The 20,023-nt window shown below is 58.6% G+C and carries 13 protein-coding genes; 5 read left to right on the top strand and 8 right to left on the bottom strand.

Annotated features, from left to right (window positions below; translation table 11 throughout):
- Positions 1-680 precede the first annotated feature (680 nt).
- A complete protein-coding gene (katG, locus tag VSP_RS15485; protein ID WP_009961773.1) occupies positions 681-2,936 on the bottom strand; it encodes a catalase/peroxidase HPI in 2,256 nt (751 codons plus the stop codon).
- Between the two features lie 530 nt (positions 2,937-3,466).
- On the opposite strand from katG, the gene rlmN reads away from it, so the two are divergent.
- From rlmN to VSP_RS15470, 3 genes are all read left to right on the top strand, one after another.
- Entirely contained in the window at positions 3,467-4,552 is a 1,086-nt protein-coding gene (rlmN, locus tag VSP_RS15480; protein ID WP_029190481.1) for a dual-specificity RNA methyltransferase RlmN, read from the top strand.
- A gap of 212 nt (positions 4,553-4,764) precedes the next feature.
- A complete protein-coding gene (locus VSP_RS15475) occupies positions 4,765-8,082 on the top strand; it encodes a DUF4135 domain-containing protein (protein WP_009961771.1) in 3,318 nt (1,105 codons plus the stop codon).
- Positions 8,083-8,114: 32 nt separating this feature from the next.
- Positions 8,115-8,582, top strand: coding sequence for a type III secretion system chaperone (locus VSP_RS15470; protein WP_009961770.1), 468 nt, complete (start codon positions 8,115-8,117; stop codon positions 8,580-8,582).
- Positions 8,583-9,026: 444 nt separating this feature from the next.
- Here the strand turns inward: VSP_RS15470 and VSP_RS43070 are convergent, their stop codons facing one another.
- The 3 genes from VSP_RS43070 to VSP_RS15455 all read right to left on the bottom strand — a co-directional run bounded on the left by VSP_RS43070 (position 9,027) and on the right by VSP_RS15455 (position 12,154).
- Positions 9,027-10,391, bottom strand: a complete 1,365-nt coding sequence (locus VSP_RS43070) for a hypothetical protein (RefSeq protein WP_198141399.1) — start codon at positions 10,389-10,391, stop codon at positions 9,027-9,029.
- A complete protein-coding gene (locus VSP_RS43065) occupies positions 10,388-10,600 on the bottom strand; it encodes a YdeI/OmpD-associated family protein (protein ID WP_009961768.1) in 213 nt (70 codons plus the stop codon). The genes VSP_RS43070 and VSP_RS43065 overlap by 4 nt, the downstream gene beginning before the upstream one ends.
- Before the next feature lie 300 nt (positions 10,601-10,900).
- The gene (locus VSP_RS15455; protein WP_009960198.1) at positions 10,901-12,154 is read right to left on the bottom strand and encodes an IS4-like element ISVsp5 family transposase; all 1,254 of its coding nucleotides are present in this window, start codon (positions 12,152-12,154) and stop codon (positions 10,901-10,903) included.
- A gap of 74 nt (positions 12,155-12,228) precedes the next feature.
- Here VSP_RS15455 and VSP_RS15450 point away from each other — a divergent pair, with 74 nt between their 5' ends.
- The gene (locus VSP_RS15450; RefSeq protein WP_009961767.1) at positions 12,229-13,632 is read left to right on the top strand and encodes a hypothetical protein; all 1,404 of its coding nucleotides are present in this window, start codon (positions 12,229-12,231) and stop codon (positions 13,630-13,632) included.
- A 285-nt stretch (positions 13,633-13,917) separates the two neighbouring features.
- On the opposite strand, the gene VSP_RS15445 is transcribed toward VSP_RS15450, so the two are convergent.
- The 4 genes from VSP_RS15445 to VSP_RS15430 all read right to left on the bottom strand — a co-directional run bounded on the left by VSP_RS15445 (position 13,918) and on the right by VSP_RS15430 (position 18,819).
- Complete coding sequence (locus VSP_RS15445; protein WP_009961766.1) at positions 13,918-14,391, bottom strand: SRPBCC family protein; 474 nt, start codon at positions 14,389-14,391, stop codon at positions 13,918-13,920.
- A gap of 483 nt (positions 14,392-14,874) precedes the next feature.
- A complete protein-coding gene (locus tag VSP_RS15440) occupies positions 14,875-16,143 on the bottom strand; it encodes a lactonase family protein (protein WP_029190480.1) in 1,269 nt (422 codons plus the stop codon).
- A 940-nt stretch (positions 16,144-17,083) separates the two neighbouring features.
- The gene (locus VSP_RS15435; RefSeq protein ID WP_009961764.1) at positions 17,084-17,710 is read right to left on the bottom strand and encodes a DUF899 family protein; all 627 of its coding nucleotides are present in this window, start codon (positions 17,708-17,710) and stop codon (positions 17,084-17,086) included.
- An 80-nt stretch (positions 17,711-17,790) separates the two neighbouring features.
- The gene (locus VSP_RS15430) at positions 17,791-18,819 is read right to left on the bottom strand and encodes a methyltransferase (RefSeq protein ID WP_009961763.1); all 1,029 of its coding nucleotides are present in this window, start codon (positions 18,817-18,819) and stop codon (positions 17,791-17,793) included.
- Between the two features lie 182 nt (positions 18,820-19,001).
- On the opposite strand from VSP_RS15430, the gene VSP_RS15425 reads away from it, so the two are divergent.
- The gene (locus VSP_RS15425; RefSeq protein ID WP_009961762.1) at positions 19,002-19,769 is read left to right on the top strand and encodes a DUF72 domain-containing protein; all 768 of its coding nucleotides are present in this window, start codon (positions 19,002-19,004) and stop codon (positions 19,767-19,769) included.
- Positions 19,770-20,023: the final 254 nt, after the last annotated feature.

The following is a 20,023-nucleotide window of genomic DNA, read 5'->3' as shown; positions in this document are numbered from 1 at the left end:
TCTCACCCCCTCACAGCCGCGCCACCTTTCCGCACTTTCACAAGTGCAGCTACAAACTGCCCTACAGCCCGCCTTCAGTCGTGGCTGGGTTCGTGAGAACCTGGTCAGGCCGCTACTCCCCACCGGCTGCTCTTGCCCCCACACGGTCGCGCCACCTTTCCGCACTTTCACAAGTGCAGCCACAAGCTGCCCGGCAGCCCCCCTTCAGTCGTGGCTGGGTTCGTGAGAACCTGGTCAGGCCACTTGCTTGCCCATCGGCTGCTCTTGTCCCCGCACGGCCGCGCCACCTTTCCGCACTTTCACAAGTGCAGCTACAAACTGCCCTACAGCCCGCCTTCAGTCGTGGCTGGGTTCGTGAGAACCTGGTCAGGCCACTTGCTTGCCCATCGGCTGCTCTTGTCCCCGCACGGCCGCGCCACCTTTCCGCACTTTCACAAGTGCAGCCACAAGCTGCCCGGCAGCCCGCCTTCAGTCGTGGCTGGGTTCGTGAGAACCTGGTCAGGCCACTTGCGGCCCATCTGCTGCTCTTGTCCCCGCACGGCCGCGCCACCTTTCCGCACTTTCACAAGTGCAGCCACGAGCTGCCTGGCAACAAACACCAAAAAACACCCCGGACCTCATGGAGACCCGGGGTGCTTTCTCACAACATCCGCATTAAAGCGGACGCAATTTTTTCAGGCTCACGCCAAGTCGAACCGGTCAAGGTTCATGACCTTGGTCCAGGCAGAGACGAAGTCGCTCAGGAACTTCTCTTCGGAGTCAGCCGTCGCATAGACTTCCGCCAAGGCACGGAGGATGGAGTTGGAGCCGAAGACGAGGTCGTTGCGAGTGCCGCTCCACTTGGGTTGACTGGTCTTGCGATCAATCGCGGCGAAGGCGTTGCCACAGGGCGAGACCTGCTTCCACTCGGTCTCCATGCTGAGCAGGTTCACAAAGAAGTCGTTGGTCAGAGCCTCAGGGCGCTCGGTGAGGACGCCATGCTGGGCACCACCGGTGTTGATGTTCAAGACTCGCAGACCGCCGAGCAGCACCGTCAGCTCGGGAGCGGTGAGGGTGAGCAGTTGCGCCTTGTCGATGAGAAGGGCTTCCGCAGGGACCGTATAGCGACCCTTGAGATAGTTGCGGAAACCATCGGCGATGGGTTCGAGCGCAGCGAAGGACTCCACATCGGTCTGCTCGATGGAGGCATCCGCGCGGCCCGGGGTGAAGGGCACGGTGACGTCCTTGCCAGCGTTTCTCGCTGCCTGCTCCACACCGGCAGAACCAGCGAGGACGATGAGGTCCGCCAGGGAGATCTTCTTGCCACCCGTCTGGGCGCTGTTGAACTCGTTCTGGATGCCTTCCAGCTTCTCCAGCACCTTGGCGAGCTGGGCGGGATTGTTCACCTCCCAGTCCTTCTGCGGGGCGAAGCGGATGCGGGCACCGTTGGCACCACCGCGCTTGTCGGAGCCACGGAACGTGGAGGCGGAGGCCCAGGCGGTACCGACGAGCTCGGACACGGTAAGGCCGGAGGCGAGCACCTTGGCCTTCAGAGCGCCGACATCGGCATCATCCACCAAGGCGTGGTCCACCGCGGGAATCGGATCCTGCCAGATGAGCTCCTCAGCGGGCACTTCCGGCCCAAGGTAACGGGCCCGCGGCCCCATGTCGCGGTGGGTCAGCTTGAACCAGGCACGGGCAAAGGCATCAGCGAACTGGTCGGGGTTCTCCAGGAAACGACGGGAGATCTTCTCATACTCAGGGTCGAATCGAAGGGCGAGGTCGGTCGTGAGCATGGAGGGAGCAATGCGCTTGGTCTTGTCATGCGCATGCGGCACGGTGCCTTCGCCAGCCCCATTCTTGGGACGCCACTGGTGAGCCCCGGCTGGGCTCTTCGTCAGTTCCCACTCGAAGCTGAAGAGGTTCCAGAAGAAGTTGTTGCTCCACTTGGTGGGCGTGCTGGTCCAGGTGACTTCCAGACCGCTGGTGATGGTGTCGCCGCCCTTGCCGGACCCGAAGCTGTTGCTCCAGCCCAGCCCCTGCTGCTCCAGAGGAGCTGCTTCCACATCGGCACCCACGTTGTCCGCCGGGCCGGCACCGTGCGTCTTGCCAAAGGTGTGGCCACCCGCGATGAGCGCGACGGTTTCCTCGTCGTTCATGGCCATGCGGCCAAAGGTGTCGCGGATATCCTTGGCAGCCAGCACAGGGTCAGGATTACCATCGGGACCCTCCGGGTTCACGTAAATAAGGCCCATCTGCACGGCGGCGAGGGGATTCTCAAGGTTCCGGCTGTGAATCTTGCCATCCGCCGTGTCATCAGAAACCAGCACGCCATGGTCTTCCACCACGCCGGGAGAGCCATGCTTGTAGCGCACATCGCCGCCCAGCCAGGTGGTCTCACGGCCCCAGTACACATCGTTGTCGGGCTCCCAGGTGTCTTCACGTCCACCGGCAAAGCCGAAGGTCTTGAAGCCCATGGTCTCCAGCGCCACGTTGCCGGTGAGGATCATAAGATCCGCCCAGGAGATCTTGCGTCCGTATTTCTGCTTGATGGGCCAGAGAAGCCGGCGGGCCTTGTCGAGGCTGACGTTATCCGGCCAGCTGTTGAGCGGCGCAAAGCGCTGCTGCCCACGACCACCACCCCCACGCCCGTCGCCTGTGCGATAGGTGCCGGCGCTGTGCCAGGCCATGCGGATAAAGAGGGGGCCATAGTGGCCGAAGTCGGCTGGCCACCAGTCCTGTGAATCCGTCATGAGTGCCGCGAGATCCGCCTTCACTGCGGCGAGGTCAAGGCTCTTGAATTCCTCAGCGTAATTGAAGTCCTTGTCCATGGGGTTGGACTTGGAAGAGTGCTGACTGAGAAGATCCACGCGCAACTGATTGGGCCACCAGTCGCGGTTGGTCGTGCCGCCACCCGAGGTGGCGTGGAGAACAGGGCATTTGGCTTCGGTACTCATGGAATTGATTTCGTGAGGAGTGGGAATACGACGGCGTTGAAAAGATGGCGATGTCGTGAGTCAAGATATACGCGCCGCAGCGCAATCTCAGACAAGGTTCCTGGCTTGCAATTGCCATTCCGGCAATACACCACCAAGAACCGCACCCCAAGTTAAGAAGTTGAAACTGAAAGTCCTATTGATTGTCCCTATGCCACTCATAGGAGGACACTATGGCAGCAAGCCGGAGCAAGCGGCCTTTGACCAGTTGGCGGATGGTAGCGTGGAGGCACCCGGGAGAGCAACGACGGACTTTCGTGGCGCCTATCCACCTAGATGGGAAGGCGGATCCGGAAGCACGAGCAGCCGGAGAATGCGACGGGTAAACGGGTCATGCCCGGCTCTGTGACCCTGCGCGTTCTCACGAACGAAGCTGCACTAAATCCAAACGGCAAACCGTCTGGTGCAGCCTTTCAACTTCTCCCAGATCCTCGATCGGAGGTTTTCCCGGGTTGGAACCTGCCTGGGAGATGCTAACCTACTGGCTCGCCATGCCCCCTCTCTCCCCTGCTCCGCGCCCGCTCCTCGACCTCTCCACAGAGGAGCTGTCGGCCTGGATGGTGGAGCACGGGTACAAGCCCGCCCACACCCTGCCCGTGCTCCGGGACGTGTATGGCACCAGGGGCGCAGCGCTCCAGCCGAAGGACCGGCTGCCGGCCAATCTGGTTCAACACATACACTCCACCTTCCCCGCTACCGTGGCCACACTGGCACAGCGGCAGGTGTCAGAAGACGGCACCTGCAAGCTGCTCCTGCGGCTGCCAGACGGCCGCACCGTAGAGTCCGTCCTCATGCCAGACTACCACCCCGAGCGGGCGGCAGGCTGCATCTCCAGCCAGGTGGGCTGCGCCATGGGGTGCGACTTCTGTGCGACCACGCAGACGGGGTTCGAAAGGAACCTCACTTCAGGAGAGATTGTGGAGCAGTTCATTCATCTGCGACGGGAGGCCCGGGGGGCAGGGCGCGCACTGCGGACCGTCGTCTTCATGGGCATGGGCGAGCCGATGCTGAACCTGCGACATGTCCTGCCCGCCGTGGAAAGGATGGCCGATCCCCGGCTGGGTGCACTGGGCTGGCGGCAGGTCACGATCTCCACGGTGGGGATTGTCCCCGGGATCGAGGAACTCACCGAGGCCAATCTGGGGGTGCATCTGGCCGTGTCTTTGCATGCTCCGGATGACGAAACCCGTACCGCCATTCTCCCCATGGGGCGACGGTTCCCCGTGCAGGACATCCTGGAGGCCGCTGACCGCTACCAGGAGAAAAGCGGACGTATCACCACCATCCAGTACTGTCTGCTGGAAGGCGTAAATGATTCCCTGAATCAAGCCCGGGATCTGGCAAACCTGATGAAGGACCGGCGCATGCACATCAATCTGCTGCGCTACAATCCCACAGGACTAAGTCTCAAAGGCCGGACCTATGCCCCCAGCAGTATGGAGCAAACGGAGTCTTTCCTGGCTACCCTGCGGGAATGCGGAGCCGTGGCTCATTTGCGTAGGGCTCGCGGACCGGACATCGATGCCGCATGCGGGCAGTTGAGGAAGAGAGAGGGACGGGAAAGGGATAAGGTTTAAGGGAAGAGGGATAAGGAGCACGCTCGCATTCGCATCTCCAGAGCGGGCAATCACTTCTGGCTGGTCAACCGACTTCGGCACTACGAGCCTGAATGTGAGTCCATTCTGACCTCCCTATGGAGAAGCTGTGGTTGCATCCAGTCACCCTACACCAAAACTTCACTTCGTGGTGTAACAACTCCACGGAGAAAGGCTGATGTACCTGCGAGCACATGCATCCCGTCACCGGATTCGACCAGAATCCACCGCCCAACCTCGCACACAAAAGCCAATACATGAAAATCGACCGCTTTGGAGCAGTATTCGTCGCTAACTCGGTTGATCAAGGTGCGACCATTCGGCAAGAAAGGCACGCTGAGGGAGCGACGGGCGTCTGGAACAAGGTCCGCATCGCAACCACCGAAGACAAGCAGCTTGCAGTGCACAGGAGAGGCAACGAAAATCTGGACGCAAGAGACTTCATCGCGACCGGAGTTTCCAAGAAACGCCTTCGCAATCTCCGGGAAGCAGATGACAACGGCGGCTATATCCTTCCTCAAGTGATGCACACTGCGCGGGCTATTCTCGCATCGGCCGACATGGCGGACGTCCACTTGATGACCGACCGGGATCAGGTTCACCTGGCAAGGTTGATGGCTTCCGAAAACTATGACCTCGCAGAGCGGATCTATGCCCAAGCTGAAAATGAAGAGATCCAGGACGCCCCAAAGATCACCAGTCAGCTGCTGATGGTTGCCCTTCAGAATCCAACTCGCACACGGGTCCTGATGGATCTGCTGGACCATCCTAACCTCTCTGCAGGGGTATCTGAGGCCATCGCCCGTCTTGCCGTAAAGGATCTGCCAGCCGCAGTCTCCCTCGCGGACAAAGCTGCCCGCGAGGGTGCCGATCAAGCGCAAGGGATCCAAGTGGCTGAAGGACTTGCCAGAATCTTCGACCACTATCCGCTAGCTGTGCCCCCTCTGATGGAAGCTTATCCGGGGTACGTGGATGAACTCCTTCAGCTCGCCGACTTTTCAACCCGGATCGCTTTGGGCCAACACCCTCAACAGGAGTCCGCCGACCTGATTTTCGAACTTGCAGTCAATCTACCAACTGCTGCATGCAGGCTCATCCACCTTCTCGACCATCAAGAAGAGCCTCTGCTTGCCCAAAACTTCATCCATTCCCTGGACGAACTGAGGCACCACGAAGCATCCACCGCCGTAATCAACCGTCTCGCCGTGATAGGCTCCCACAACGTTGGCATGGGTCAATGCCTGCTCGCGCTGGTCGAGATCGAGCAACAGAATCCTGGAGCCGATCCAGGCCTGGCATCTCGCTTTGCCAGACAGGTGCGCCAGGATATCGAGCAAGCTGGCATCATTACCGGGAACCTGGGACTCCCCGATGACAACCAGAACAATCGTGAACTAACCAACTCCTACCGCAATCTGCTGGCACGGGAGTTTGGCGAGGAGATTGCCGAGAATGTCTTAGCTGCCCATCTCCAAATTCCTCAAGAGGACAACGTCCTCCCCCTCACCTATCAATTGATGCAGGCAACGATAGCCGCGGCACGGGAGCTTCAACATGCCGCGGCAACACTCCATCACATGGAGGATCCCAATGAAAATATTGCCGCCTACGCAAGAGTTCAGGCCGCGCTCAAAGCCTACAATCTTGCAGCTCAGTCTGGCAGCTTCCCAGATGCTGAGCGAGCTGAATTGTATCGGGAGGAGATGCTTCATATGCTCCAAGAGATCGCTCTGGCCACCTACACGGTAGATGGGACTGAGGACAACAGCCTGCTAACCAGTGTGGCCGGACAAATGGCATCAAAGGAATTTGATGACAAGATCTTGGAGATGCTCGGAACAGACTGGCGCATCACCGGAAGAGGCAGGTTTTCCTATGGGGAGACCGTTAGCAACATAGTAGATTCTGGAGGTGGGACTCTTGAACAGATCAAAACAGTCACTTACCCCATCTTGGGACATTTGCTGCAAAGAGCAGCGGACAATGGCATGGCTTTCCTGAACAGAACATTCAATCATCTCCATCAGGATCTTCGTCGTCAGGGCAACCCAGTTGGAACCCGCTTCTTTGGGGGTGATGATCTTACTCCCGGCCTCACCGGCCTCACCATCACCGGCAGTGATCCACACAAGGGAGGAGAGCGTGTGTTGATACTCAACTTCGGTCCAACCGACCAGGAAGGAGATGATCGACTGCTTGTCTATAAACCCAGGGATGTGCGTATCGATGCCCTGCTGGTGGGCAGCAGAGCGTTCCATGGAGAAAGCACCAGCCTCGCCGAGATCGTCAACGCCCAACTGGGGAACGATGCGATACCCACCTACAATTTTCTTGAGGGTCCCGAAGGTCCAGATGAGTACGGCTACGTTGAGTATCTGCCTCATGCAGGTATCGAGCACTTCCAGATGACGCCCCCTGAAGCTGAGACCTTCTACAGGGAGTATGGCCGTCAGGCTGCCATGTTCATGCTCATGGGCGCGCGCGATCTGCACCAGACAAACATCTATGTCAGCAATCGCAGGCCCTTTTTCACCGACCTGGAACTGACCGTTGATCCTCAATGCCTGGACTTCATCACGCACCCTCCCTTGGAAGGCGGTCAGTGCGACATCAATCAAGCCAGACAGCAGTCCAGAGCCCTTGCCCAAGCGATGCAACTACAGGGCGGCCTTCTCAATCGAGGGGAAACCGTCAGGACAACCAAGTTCACCGTGAACGGCACCACGGACCGACTGCACGAAACCGCAGGCACCCGATCTGAAATTGCATGGGAGAGCTTTGTCTGGATTCAGGGAATGCACCAGCAGCAGCACCTGGACATCGACAACGCGATGCCCCCCTCGGATGATGGATTGGGCTCCGCCCAGCAATTTGGTGCCAACGCGTTCGAACAAGGTTTCCACGAAGTCATCAACGCGCTGGCTCAGGACGACATCCAGCACCTCATCACTGCTTACATCGACGATCTGGCCGGGATTCACCTGCGCTACCATCCCCTCTCGACGCCCCTACAGCTTACCACACGACAGGATTTCATCGCCGACCACCTCAGGGACGATGCTCAGGCTCGAGATCAATTTCTGGAGGGACGATTGGACGCCAGCCTTAACCAGATGGCCGCTGGGGGGCAAACCAGGGCAGCCCGTCTCAATGGCATTCCCCACTCTGACCAACTGGTGGCTACACGTATCCGCGATGCGATGGTGTCCGACATCTGTGTTGGAGACGTAGCCTACTTCACCAGAGTATTGGGAGGCGACCACCGCGAGTTGCTGCACCATCACAGCGTCGATGAAGTGAACGCCATTCTTGTGAACATTGAAGAGGGCAATCAGGACTTCTTCGTCGACAACGGTCTGGCGACCATTCAAAGCGTCTTCACCCGCCTCCACACCGACGATGATGGGTATCGTGAGTACCTTCTTGCACTGGGTTCAGGTTTCGCGGCACTCTGCCGCACCACACCAGGGGCCGACTTCTTTTCTGGGGAAATTAGAGCCGAGCTCAACTGAGGATTCACCTCACCAACACCCATCGCCATATCATGACAGACCTCGTAAACACCTGGATCACCAGGCTCTGTGAAAACCATGCTCTTGGAGCTGGCAAGCTCGACGAATTTGGTCAATGGCAGCTTGTCTTAGAACAAGATCATCGTTGCGCGGTGCACTTGCCCGCCGACTCCCCGAACCTCTTCTTCACAGCGGAGATTTGCCCCATACCAGACAATGCCCGGGAGGCCTTCTATGCCGCATTGCTCTCCCACAATCTAGCCTTGCAGCACACAGGCGGAGCCAGCTTCGCCATCGACCCAGTCGACGAGACCGTATGGTTGAATTTCGGCCAGCCGCTGACCTCGCTGGACGCGCTCAGTTTCGAAGACAGCCTTGGCACATTCCTTGAACTCGCCATCAAGTGGCATTCGCGGTTCAGTGAGAAAGTTCCTGGCACAGAACCGTCCCTTGACCGGCCGGTCCAAAACGACCCACCGCTCGCCGGTATGCGCATCTAAATGGATGGTGGCCCTACCGTCCAGCCCAGCTCCCTAGGCTGGGCAGAACGCCCTGCTACAGTAGGCTGGCACAAAAAACAACCGGATTGTGCGACTCAAACTTGCCTGGACGGGCGCACAAACGACCAGGCGTGAGGCCTAGTTCAACAGACCTCGCAACCCAAATCATCGCCAATCGACTCTCGGCGTCTTGCTCCTGAAAGTCGATGTCCAATCTTGGGGCAGCAGCCGGAGCCCGGGACTGCTCCAGCAGGTGCCGTCTCAAGGGGGCTTCTCGACCCTCACCAGGCAGGTCAGCATGGACTGAAACAAAGCATGCAGGCCCCCATCTGGTCCACCCGCACGGAAGTGTTGGGCGAAGGACTCACCGCCCCTGCCAGACACCGGGCGACCTGGTGACGCCCCCCAGCTTTTTGCATATCACAAGGCAGAAACACCCGCCAGTCACTTGCGCGCTTGCAGGTACTTCGCCTGAAATTCCGCTGCAGCATCTTTGCCAGCAGCGATCCAGGCGACTTCGTCGGCCCTCACAGTTTTGTTGAGGTTCTCACCTTTCAGCAGAGCACTATCCAGTGCCTTTTTCAGTTCCTTCTCCTCGCGCAAGTGGGATGCACTGACCGCCTTGTGCATGAGGGCTTTCAACTTGGCCTTGTCCTCGGGATCGGTCACCTTCTCTGAAGCGTGAAGATAGCACAACCCTGCGAGCTGGGAGGCATTTCCATCCATCTTGCCGTACGAGAGCAGATCGCCGAGGGCCTCCTGAAGGATCGGATTGTCAAATTCAGCAAAGTACATCATCCCAATCACGCCGCCTATGGCTGCATCCTGCTGCACTTCCGTGAATTTGATAAATTCAGGGTCCCCGGTGACCGTTCCCATTTGCTGGCGCGCAACAAACGCGGCGAACCCACTGGGAACCTCCCCTCGGTAGTCGCGCGAGGCCATCTTCTGCTCATCCTCGGTCAAGACTTTACTGCGCCTCTCCCGCAGCCACATCACCAGCCAACGCTGGTACTTCTCGCGACCAAAGTGCGCATTCGGATTGATGGCCAGCGCTTTCTCGATCCATTTCTGAGCAACGTTCAGCTCGCCTGCGTAGATGTAAAAAGTGCCCAGGTTCGAATAGGTCTCGTACAACCCTGACACCCTCTGCTCCTTGGCCAACATGGTGGCGATGGCGGCTTTGTGGTCACCGAGCTTGTGCTGCGAAACCGCCAAATCGTCATAGTCAGCCGCGCCCGCTTTTCCTGACTCCACCAGAGGCTGTTTCTGCTGGATCCGCCAGGTGTGATACTCCTTCGAGTGCCTCGGAAAAACCCCGCTCATAATCCCTGCCACATTGGGAAAACGTGCACTTTCCGTGGCCAGTGTATCGCTGTCCCAAAGGCAGGCCTGGGAGATGCAGGGCACGATGGCGCAGAAGATGAGAGCCCTTTTTTGGAGGAGATTCATGCCACTATTGTGATAGAAACTCGAGCAAAACTGCAACCATAATTTGGCTGTACGTGCCATTCCCCAACAGAACACCAGCCTCACCCTGCCGGGCTGGCCCCATTTTCTGCCCCGCCAACGGGAGCGGACCTGGGACGTGGTTGCCTTCAGCACGGGCAGGATGAGGCCGTAGCGGGCGCTTTTGGAGAGCGCCTCAACGGCCTTTGCCGCTGACCGACTGGCAGCCAGGGCGGGAGCCATGTCGGCCGGGATCGCGGCCTCGCTCTGCGACTCGTACGCCTCCGCCCCGCGGCCATCGGATTTCGCCAGCTCGATTTCCTTAAACCCTGCCTCCTGCATCCGTCCCGCATCGGTCAAGACTTCAAATGGGTTTCATCATACCCCTTGCGATGGCTTTCGATCCAGCCGAAGCAGAGCGCCACGTCCAGCGCATCACTGATGGAGAGCCCCGGTCCGCGATAGCTCTTTTTGGCAATCAACAGCCACACTTCACCCGCGTCTGCCTGATGCGCCGCCAGCCATGTCTCCCATTCAGATGTGTCAGCGCTCTTCGACTTGGGCTTCATAAGGGATGTCGAGATCGTCCCGGAAAAGGCCACCAGGGACAAGCACAAACGCCCCAAGCGCTCACTAAACGATGCTCAGCCCTCGCCCCCTTGTGTGAATTCAGCGTTGATCCCACAGAATTTGATCGACCACAGCCCGCACAGGCGTTCCCTTTAACTGTACCCCCGGCGGTTGTGCTCACATCATGAATCTCACAGTCATCCCATAGCCCTGCAAAAGCAGCGCCAGAGGCTTGAGTTGGTGATGTTTTGAAGTGCCTTTTGCGAAAGTGATTTCTCAAACGGGGCGGTCCTGCTCCGTTATGCGACGCCTGCTGTCCCATAGACGGGGGGCTCCAGCCCAGGCAGATACACGCTTTGCGGGCTGGCTCGCATCTTCCATGGACCGCCTGCTGTCCCATAGAACGCCAGCAATCTGAGCAGATCCACCCGGCTCCAAGTCACCCCTCGGATCATCGTGAAGAGGCGGGTGAAGCTGTGCGGCCAGCCCGATACTTGTGCCAGGAACCGCAGCAGCACATAGAGCAACAGGGCCGCCCAGAGCTGCCAGCGGATCGCGTTTTTGCTATGTCCCAAAAAATCACAGATGCAGAGCGTTTGCTTGATCTGCTTGAAGAACACTTCAATGCCCCAGCGGCTCTGGTAGAGTTCTCCTACCGTGCTGGCGGCCCATTCTGTCTGGTTGGTGATAAAGGCCATGCGCACTTCCTTGCCGTCAAGCTCCACGAGCATCTCCACCCGGCGCAGCGGGCCGGGATGTTGCGAAAGGCTCCTGGCTCCTTTGAGCACAATGAGGTCATCGCGCAGCACCTTGCCTTGCGGCCGTGCCTGGAGCTTGCGCGTCACCCGGTAGCTCATGTTGTCCTTGGCACGGGTGACCCAGAAGATGCCCCGCCCGGTCAACTCCCAGAGGTGGGCAAAGTTGATGTAAGCCTTGTCAAACAAGGCAATTTCCCCGTCTTTGAGGCTGGCACAAAGCGCGCGGGAGCGCGAGTCATCATGATGAGAGGCTTCTTCGATGATGGCAAAGGCTGGCAGGAAGGTTTGCAGGTTGAGACGCAAATGGAGCTTGGCCGCCGCCTTGCGCTGCCGGTGCTTGGCCCAACTCATACAGTTGGCCACCAGGGCGATGGTGCTGGAGTCGATGGCGTAGATGGCCCGTCTAAACCGCCGGGGCAGTCCTTCATAGCGCAGGCCAAACCCGGGGTGCCGATGCTGGAGATGATCCAACATCTTCCAAAAGAGGGTCTCCATCAGGTCGCTGTCCCGATTCTTATTGGCATGGGACAGGGTGTTGCGGGCTGGCGGTGTCGCTCCGCGGATGGCAGCGAGGGCCCCGGCATGATGCCTCAAGCTGTCGCACACATCGTTGAGACTGATGGAGTGTGTCAGTTGCGCGTAGAGCAGGCTGACCACGTGACTCCAGGAACTGAAGGTGCGCGGCTGGCTGCCGTGGTGGTGTTGAGCGCAGAGGTTCGCGACCAAGTGCCCGGGAATGAGCTTGCAAAGCTGCCCCAGAACGCTTCCAATGACTTTGGCTGGTTTGAATTTCATCTCAGGCCTACCCTGTGTGGGGTAGGCCGCCAGTCACCTTTTTGTTTCGCTGTGGGACGGCTGTGCATGAATCTATGAAGGACGAGGAACTGGATACCCATCAGAAGGCGCTGAAGATCAACCTGGACCGCCGCTGGTACGGAACGATGGCAGAGATTGGAGCCGGGCAGGAAGTGGTACGATGGTTTTTTCGTGTCGGCGGAGCCGCAGGCACGGTGGCGAAGAGCATCTCCGCGTACGACATGGTGGTGAGCGATGCCATCTACGGCGGCACGGAACGGTATGTCTCCCGCTCCCGGCTCCAGTCGATGCTTGACTATGAATTTCAGCTGAACGTGGACCGCCTCAGCGAAAAACGCGGGGACAGCACCGCATTCTTCGCCTTTGCCGACACCGTCGTGGCCCGTAGTTTCAAAGGTGGGAATGAGTGTCACGGCTGGATGGGCGTGAAGTTCCAGTCCCGCCCCCGCGATGAGCCCAGCCAGATCCTGCTGCATGTCCGCATGCTAGACTCTGAGGCCGCTCTCCAGCAGGAGGCATTGGGGGTGGTGGGCGTAAACCTGCTCTACGGAGCCTTTTTCCTGCATCACGATCCTGACAAGCTTGTGGAGAGCTTGCTGGACAAGCTAACCACAGGCCGGATTGAGATCGATGCGATCGAGTTCAAGGGCATTGAGTTCCGCTCGGTGGACAACCGTTTGATCAGCCTCAAACTGGTCCAACTGGGCCTTAGCGGCGCCGCCATGTTTGGTGCCACTGGAGAGATCCTGCAACCTTCCGACGTGCTCTACAAGAAGGCCGTCATGGTCGAGCGCGGCAGCTTCCGCCCTCCTACACATGTTAACTTGAACATGCTGGAGTGCGCTCTGGACAAGTTTCGCCAAGACCCCGCCGTTCAGGGCAAGGAGGTGCTTCCCATCTTCGAGCTCACCATGCGAAACCTCATGGCAGGCGGCAACGAGCTGGATCGACGCGACTTTCTGGCGCGGGCGGATGTCCTCGCGGCTTGCGGAGTCACGGTGCTCATCTCGGACTACTTTGAGTACTACCGCCTCGCCGCCTACCTCTCCTGGCGCACCAAAGAGCGCATCGGCATCGTCATGGGCGTCCCGAGTCTGGTGGAGCTGTTCGACGAGCGCTACTACACCCAGCTTCCAGGTGGCATTCTGGAGTCCTTCGGTCGTCTCTTCAAAAACGATCTCAAGCTCTATGTCTATCCGTTGCAAGGGGCGTCCTCATCTGGATTGACAACGGTGCAAACACTGGAGGTTGCACCCGAGTTGAAGAAGCTCTACGGCTATCTGGCAGACCGCGGCAGCTTCGTGGAACTGGACAACTACAACCCCGACTACCTCCGCTTCTTTTCCCGAGATGCCCTGGCCAAGATCGCGGCGGGCGATGAGTCCTGGCGGCAGATGGTGCCGCAGGCAGTCGCGGACGTCATCACCAGTCGGCGGTTTTTTGGCTATCGAGGGTAAACGTGCCCGGGGAGCTGGTGGTGAGTCATCTTACTGAAGACTCGCAAAGCCTGGTACCGCTTGCGGGACTCTGGACTACGTGCGTGAAGCGCCGCTTTCGCGGCCCCACGCAGGCTCCTCGTACCTTTGAGGGTAATCTGAGACGTTTGCAGCGGTCGGTCCGAAGACGCCGAACTACTACACCGTCACGCAGACCAACCACAATGCTGCAAAGACAGCGGGGAACCGGCGATCAACCGGCCCCCCGTCCATCATCACTCGAGAAATAAATGGCTCCCATGGCTGTTAGCCCTGGTCCGGTATCTCCGGATCAACCAGCTTCGCAAGCTGCTCCAGAGATTCCTGCCAGCCCATGTAGCAGGCCTCCGCGGGAATGATGCCTGGCACACCCTCCTGCACGGCTGTGATCTCCGTGCCGCAGAACACCTTCTTGAGGGTCACCGTCGTGATCATCTCACCGGGAAGGTTCGGATCGTCGAACACGTCGGTGTAGCGAAGGAGCTCATTGGGCTTGAGTTCAAGGTACTTCCCGCCGAACGAATGGCTCGATCCCGTGGAGAAGTTGGTGAAAGACATCTTGTATGACCCGCCCACTGTGGCGTCCATGTGCTGGACCTTGCCGGTGAACCCATAGGGTGGCAGCCATTTCACCATGGCGTCAGGATCGATGAAAGCACGGTACACGCGCTCGGGCGTGGCACGCAGCACACGGTGCAGCTTGATCGTGTTGGTCGCGGGGGTGTTGGTTTCGGGGGACATAAGGCAGCAGGTTTAAGTTCAGTTCAGTTTGGTCTGGGGTGAGTGATCAGGCAGGGCTCCCGGCGCTCAGTCTCATGACGAAGGAGCCTGCGGCACAAGGACAAAAATCCGAACTTTCTCGCGAACTCCTCCCTCCCAACGGATCAGCACGCAGAAAAGGCCATTCCAAACCCAAGGCGACATGATGCAACAACGTCCGGCGCAACACTCCCCCGCTCTCACGAATCCACCCTCCCGGGAGTGACTTGCCACCACTGGTACTCAGCAGCCTGAGTTTGCAAAAGCGGTGCAGGACTCACGGACAGAGCAAGCCAGAAGCCGCTCCAGGTTTTTTTGGAAGATACCCTGCATAGCTGGGCAGGAGGGGCGCGTTCGCCGCTCAGACACGAGTCTCATCCGCCGCGATGCGGGCAGTCCCCCAAAAAATGACTTCGACTTGCAAGTGAGCCCACGGGGCCTCGTGTCGCAGGAGCGTCCTCCACACTAACCAGCCAGTTCTGCAAACACCACACAAGAAGGATTGCCCACCGGAGTGTAGTGACCAGTGAACTTCAATTCACCAGATGGCTGGTCCACCCGAAAGACAGTCACATTGTCCGCCCGTTGATTGCAGCAGTACAGAAACTTCCCGGAGGGATCGAAGTTGAAACTGCGTGGGTAGTTTCCACGAGTCCACTCTTCTGTCACGTAAGTGAGCGTACCGTCCGTGCCCACAGCGAAGATACTGATGCCATCATGCAGCCGGTTCCCTGCATAAACGTACCGACCGTCTGGGGAGACATGGATCCCCGAACAAAAATTGCTCCCCGTATAGCCTGGTGGCAGGCTGGAAAGGGTCTGCCGGGCCGTGAGTTTCCCTGCTCCGCCATCGTAGTCAAAAAGCACGATGGTGGAGCCCTCCTCTTGAAGGGAGTAGAGCCAGCGCCCCTCCGGATGAAAGGCAAAGTGACGCGGCCCATCTCCCGGAGGCAGGGAGACATGCGGCGGATCATTTGGGCTCAGCGTGCCCTTGTCGGCATCAAACTTCCAGACATGGATCTGATCGAGGCCCAGATCCACGTGGAGCACATACCGGCCCGAAGGATCGGCAGCGATCATGTGGCAATGGGTCTGGTCGTGCCCACTGAATGCAAAACTGCCGGGAGGTGCATTCGTGGCCTGACGTGGGCCGACGATGCCTTCGTCCTTTTTCACATCGGACGCCTCCCCCAGTCGGCCATCCTGCAGCACCGGTAATACTGCCACGGTGCCGCCAAAGTAGTTGGCCACAAAGAGGTGCTTGCCCGAAGGATGCAGGCTGACGTAGGTAGGCCCTTTGCCACCAGAGTTAACGGAGTTGAGCAGCGTCAAACTGCCGTTCTCAGGACTCACCGTGAAGCTGCTGACCGTGCCAGCTTCATTGGCACCCACTCTGTCGGTTTCGTTCGCCGAGTAGAGGTGCGTCCCCGCACGATTCAGCACCAGACAGGACGGACTGGTGCCCATTTCATGGATCCCCGCAGCAGTCAGCGCTCCCGTGGTGCGATCCACCTGAAACAGATGGATGCCCCTGCCATTCCCCGGAGGCAGATCCACTTGGGTGGCCTTCATATTCTGCAATGGCGAGCTGAACGTGCCTACATAAGCGATGAGTTTCCCCCCCACGTTTCCCTTTCCGTCAACCGCTGGCAGCTGGATCGGCAGCAAAGCGCACGTCACTGCAGTGGCAGAGGATTTCAGAAACAAACGGCGGGAAGATGGAGCGGGTGTCATGGATGGAAAGAATGCTCCCAAGGCTACGCCCCTAGTCACAAAGGTATTGCACACAAGCCCCACAACTCAGTCTTCAGCACCCGCACCATGCAACACTCTCTGAGGGATCTTCATCGGCTCAGCCGTCCGTTCGTCCTTGGTGGCACTGCTCCCAGACGACACTGGCCAAATGTGAAAGCCCCCCGACCAGCTGCCCTGGATCTTCCACGTCCCCCAGATTCCAGGGACCGGGCCCTCTCTGAATCCACGGTACTGGACGCGGTGCCCACTAGGGTAACTCTTGAGCAGTCAGCCTCGTGGCTGGCCTCGTTGTAGCTTCCCTCAATGCGAAACACACCCAATTCATCAGCGCCAGCACCAGACATGCGCCCGTCCTCAAACGTCAACACAAGATCCTGCGTTCCGCGCTGGCCGGTCGGATGTTGATAGTAGCCCGTCCAGGGCCCGCTGGGAAATTCATTCGTCATAGAGAGGGAGATCGTAGCAGGGTAACGATGCATCAAGGCGCAACCTGTCACGATGATTGATTCACAAGAAAAGACTCCTCGCGATTCATGGCATTGCGAACTGAGCACTCCAAAGTTGAACCACCACCATCTTCAGCCGTATATGGGTGCGCCCAGAATGGAAGGACGTCCAATCGCCTTCCCACGCCTCTCTTTTACACACTTATCGTGAAGTCCAGTTGGCGTCCGGGTACATCAGGATGCTCAACGCACGCCGATTCGGGTTCATCAATGGTCGAATCTGAAACAAACAAGATTCAACTCCAAGGTTTCCGAGACACAAGCCTATCTCGGGTTCACGAGGAATAGCCATCGAGTGAACCTCATTCAATACGCAACGTCCTCGACTTCTCAGCACCGCGGCACCGATTTTGATCAGCCGTCGACGCTATCGGGCCTGCAACCGCCCGTCCCAGAATCCAGCCCACAATCAACTACCCACAACACCCACCATCTAAATTCTCCCCACCATCCTCCATAGCCTCAGCTGAAGGCCGCTTCCAGTAGCTGTACTGGGGAGTCCATTCACCATCGCTTATCCCTGCAAGAGACAGCACATGCCAGATACTGCAATAGAGGTCGCCCGGGCCAAAGATGGCTGAACTCCTCCGGAAGATGCGTCCATCCTCCCCGCGCTCGTAGCACACCATTCCTGGCATGTTGTCCTCTCCAGGGAGCACGGTTTGCTCCTTGAGATAACGGCCTCCGCCATGCGAAGCCATACGGAAGCGCCACTGCCGGGAGTGCGCAATCCGTTGCTGTACTTCCGGCCTGTCCTTGGAAAGGAGCACCACTGCAAAACGGTCTTCCAGATGCGGCAGGAAGGCGTTCAGGCCATCTGCCCAGAGGGTGCAATACCGGCAGGCCTGCCCCATGTTATGGATCGCAAAGAGCAGATTCTTACCACAGAACAACGATGCTAGATCCACTGATCCCGTAACGGTGTCGAACGTGTAGTTCGGCACCACTGTGCCTTCGCCTCCAGACTGCTTGCGCAGCTCCGTCAGCTTCTTGGTCAGTTCGTAGATCTGCTCTTCGAGTTGCTGGATTTCGGTGCTCATGATTCAGGGATTTTGGGTGAACGAACTCACAAGTCTGAGGGAAGGCACCGGCCGTATGCAACCGATAGCTGCGAGAAACGCTACGCCACTGCGATCACCGCACTCTGCGCCGTAGGCAGCAAGGGGTGGAGCACAGCGTCACGAAAGCCGGCACCCGCAAGCATTCCCTGGTATTCACCAAACGTATAGGCGTCCCCTTCTGGCGTGGTGCCCAGCATGACCAGGCTGAAGGATGCTGACGGTGGCGGGGTGATGCGATCTTCGTTAGGCACAAACTCCACAATGACGACCCGCCCTCCGGGACGGAGCGCCGCCTTCACCCGCTTCAGAAAGCGCGTACAGTCGGCGATATTGAAATGATGCAGGAAATTGGGCACCAGCACCACGTCATAGTCAGTGCCCAAATCGACCGTAAAGGCGTCTCCAACCAACTTGCTAAAACGATCCGCCAATCCCGCGGACTTCGCGTTGGCTTCCGTCACTGCCAGAACAGCCTCCCAATCCAGCGCGACGAGATGCACTCCAGGATGCTGCTGAGCAAAGGCAATGCCAAAGGCACCATGACTGGCGGAGATGTCCAGCACCTTGGCCTGGCGGGTCGCATCCACCTGCACTGGTGGGACCAGTCCCGCCACCGCTTGGGCGGCTCCTTGCATCATGGGCCTCATCACCTTGGCGAACTCGACCCACACCGGGTGATCCGGTGCCGTGGTCCCGTCCTTGGTGGTGTGCACCCGGCCACTGCGGACTGTGGACGCCAGGTCACTGAACGCCTCTATGATGCTGGGAGCGAGCATAAACTGAAGCATTCCGCCGAGATAGGCCGGCGAGTTCTGGTCCAGAAACAATGCTGAATCCTGCGTGAGGAAATACCTCCCATCCACCTTGGTCAAAAGGCCAAAGATGGCCAGCGAGTCGCAGAGAATGCGAACGCCCCGCACGGGGCACTGGCAACGCTCTGCCACTCCCTCCGCAGTGGCCACGCCCGATGCAAGAACCGTGAAAACGCCGAGCTCCACCCCCGCCTTCAACGCAGCCGTTCTCTGATACGCATTGATCGTCTCAAAAAAGAGACCCGGCGAGGGAGCAGATGTTTCGGCGGAGGACATGAGCGCACGCAAACCTTGAATGGAGAGGACGCAAACGAAATTTCACCCCCATCGCCCAACCCTCAAAGATGAATTTCGGGCCACTTTCCCCAAGATACTCACCGAGTCCTGTCCATGGCAGATCTCCCGAATCGTTCATCTTGGAGATCGCATCGTTTATCCTTCTGACGTATTCGTTCCCTATGATTGCTGGCAACACTTGGATCGGCACCTCAGGCTTTCAGTACCCGGAATGGAAGGGCAAGTTCTATCCTGAGGACCTGTCGAAGGCAAAAATGCTGACCTACTATGCGTCCCAGTTCAACTCCACGGAAATCAACTACACCTTCCGGAGCATTCCTTCCGCAAACACGATCTTGCGTTGGTTCAATGAAACTCCAGCGAATTTCCGCTACAGCCTGAAGGCCCCACAGCGAGTCACCCACTTTTCCAAGCTCAAGGACTGCGGCGACACCATGGAAGACTTCTTCCACTCGGTTGGCGGACTGGGCGACAAACTTGGTCCGGTGTTGTTTCAACTGCCACCCACCTTCAAAGTCGATGCGGAACGGTTGAAGACGTTTCTCGCTACTGTCTCACCGGCGAAGAAACCGGTACGCTCGAAAAGCACCCCCGCTGGCAGAAGACTCGCGTTCGAGTTTCGCCACGACTCCTGGTTCACCGATGATGTGTACGGCATCCTCTCCGAGCACAATGCCGCACTCTGCCTGGCCGACTCCGAAGAGTTCGAGACACCTCGTGTAGCGACCGCCAGTTTCGGCTATCTACGCCCAAGGCGGGAAGATTACAAACCCTCGCAGATCAAGCAATGCGCCGAGTTCACACAGGAGCAGCTACAGGCAAATACCTGGTCCGAAGCATATACCTACTTCAAACACGAGGAGAACTGCGTCGGCCCTGAGTTTGCAAAGACCCTGCAGAAGCATTTGCCAACACCCCCACCCGCCTGATCCGTAGTCCGACTCTCCGAACGACTCCTGCGAGGCAAGACTCCATCGTGCTTGCTACGCCGCTGCCTCGGGAGGCGGAGATGATTCCTCTGTCGCCCCGTCCGGATTGGGCGCTCCGCCCACCTCTTTCGTCCTCCCTTTGACAAAAGGCTTTGAGGTGGGGTTCGACGAAGGGATGAAGCCACCCCCTTGATTGCCCCCCCATCGCCCATCAGATCTGCCATTTTTGAAGGGGCGAGGTGATCGGTTTCGTT

Source organism: Verrucomicrobium spinosum DSM 4136 = JCM 18804 (assembly GCF_000172155.1).
GTDB lineage: Bacteria > Verrucomicrobiota > Verrucomicrobiia > Verrucomicrobiales > Verrucomicrobiaceae > Verrucomicrobium > Verrucomicrobium spinosum.
Note: the sequence above shows the minus strand (reverse complement) of the source record. Positions and strands in the feature narration are given on the sequence as shown.

What these genes read in the sequence shown, in the direction of transcription:
- VSP_RS15435 (WP_009961764.1), bottom strand. Translation starts at nt 17,710, where the DNA reads ATGAGCACCGAAATCCAGCAACTCGAAGAGCAGATCTACGAACTGACC.
- rlmN (WP_029190481.1), top strand. Translation starts at nt 3,467, where the DNA reads ATGCCCCCTCTCTCCCCTGCTCCGCGCCCGCTCCTCGACCTCTCCACA.
- VSP_RS15425 (WP_009961762.1), top strand. Translation starts at nt 19,002, where the DNA reads ATGATTGCTGGCAACACTTGGATCGGCACCTCAGGCTTTCAGTACCCG.
- VSP_RS15450 (WP_009961767.1), top strand. Translation starts at nt 12,229, where the DNA reads ATGAAGGACGAGGAACTGGATACCCATCAGAAGGCGCTGAAGATCAAC.
- VSP_RS15470 (WP_009961770.1), top strand. Translation starts at nt 8,115, where the DNA reads ATGACAGACCTCGTAAACACCTGGATCACCAGGCTCTGTGAAAACCAT.
- VSP_RS15440 (WP_029190480.1), bottom strand. Translation starts at nt 16,143, where the DNA reads ATGACACCCGCTCCATCTTCCCGCCGTTTGTTTCTGAAATCCTCTGCC.
- VSP_RS15430 (WP_009961763.1), bottom strand. Translation starts at nt 18,819, where the DNA reads ATGTCCTCCGCCGAAACATCTGCTCCCTCGCCGGGTCTCTTTTTTGAG.
- katG (WP_009961773.1), bottom strand. Translation starts at nt 2,936, where the DNA reads ATGAGTACCGAAGCCAAATGCCCTGTTCTCCACGCCACCTCGGGTGGC.
- VSP_RS15445 (WP_009961766.1), bottom strand. Translation starts at nt 14,391, where the DNA reads ATGTCCCCCGAAACCAACACCCCCGCGACCAACACGATCAAGCTGCAC.
- VSP_RS15475 (WP_009961771.1), top strand. Translation starts at nt 4,765, where the DNA reads ATGCATCCCGTCACCGGATTCGACCAGAATCCACCGCCCAACCTCGCA.
- VSP_RS43065 (WP_009961768.1), bottom strand. Translation starts at nt 10,600, where the DNA reads ATGAAGCCCAAGTCGAAGAGCGCTGACACATCTGAATGGGAGACATGG.
- VSP_RS15455 (WP_009960198.1), bottom strand. Translation starts at nt 12,154, where the DNA reads ATGAAATTCAAACCAGCCAAAGTCATTGGAAGCGTTCTGGGGCAGCTT.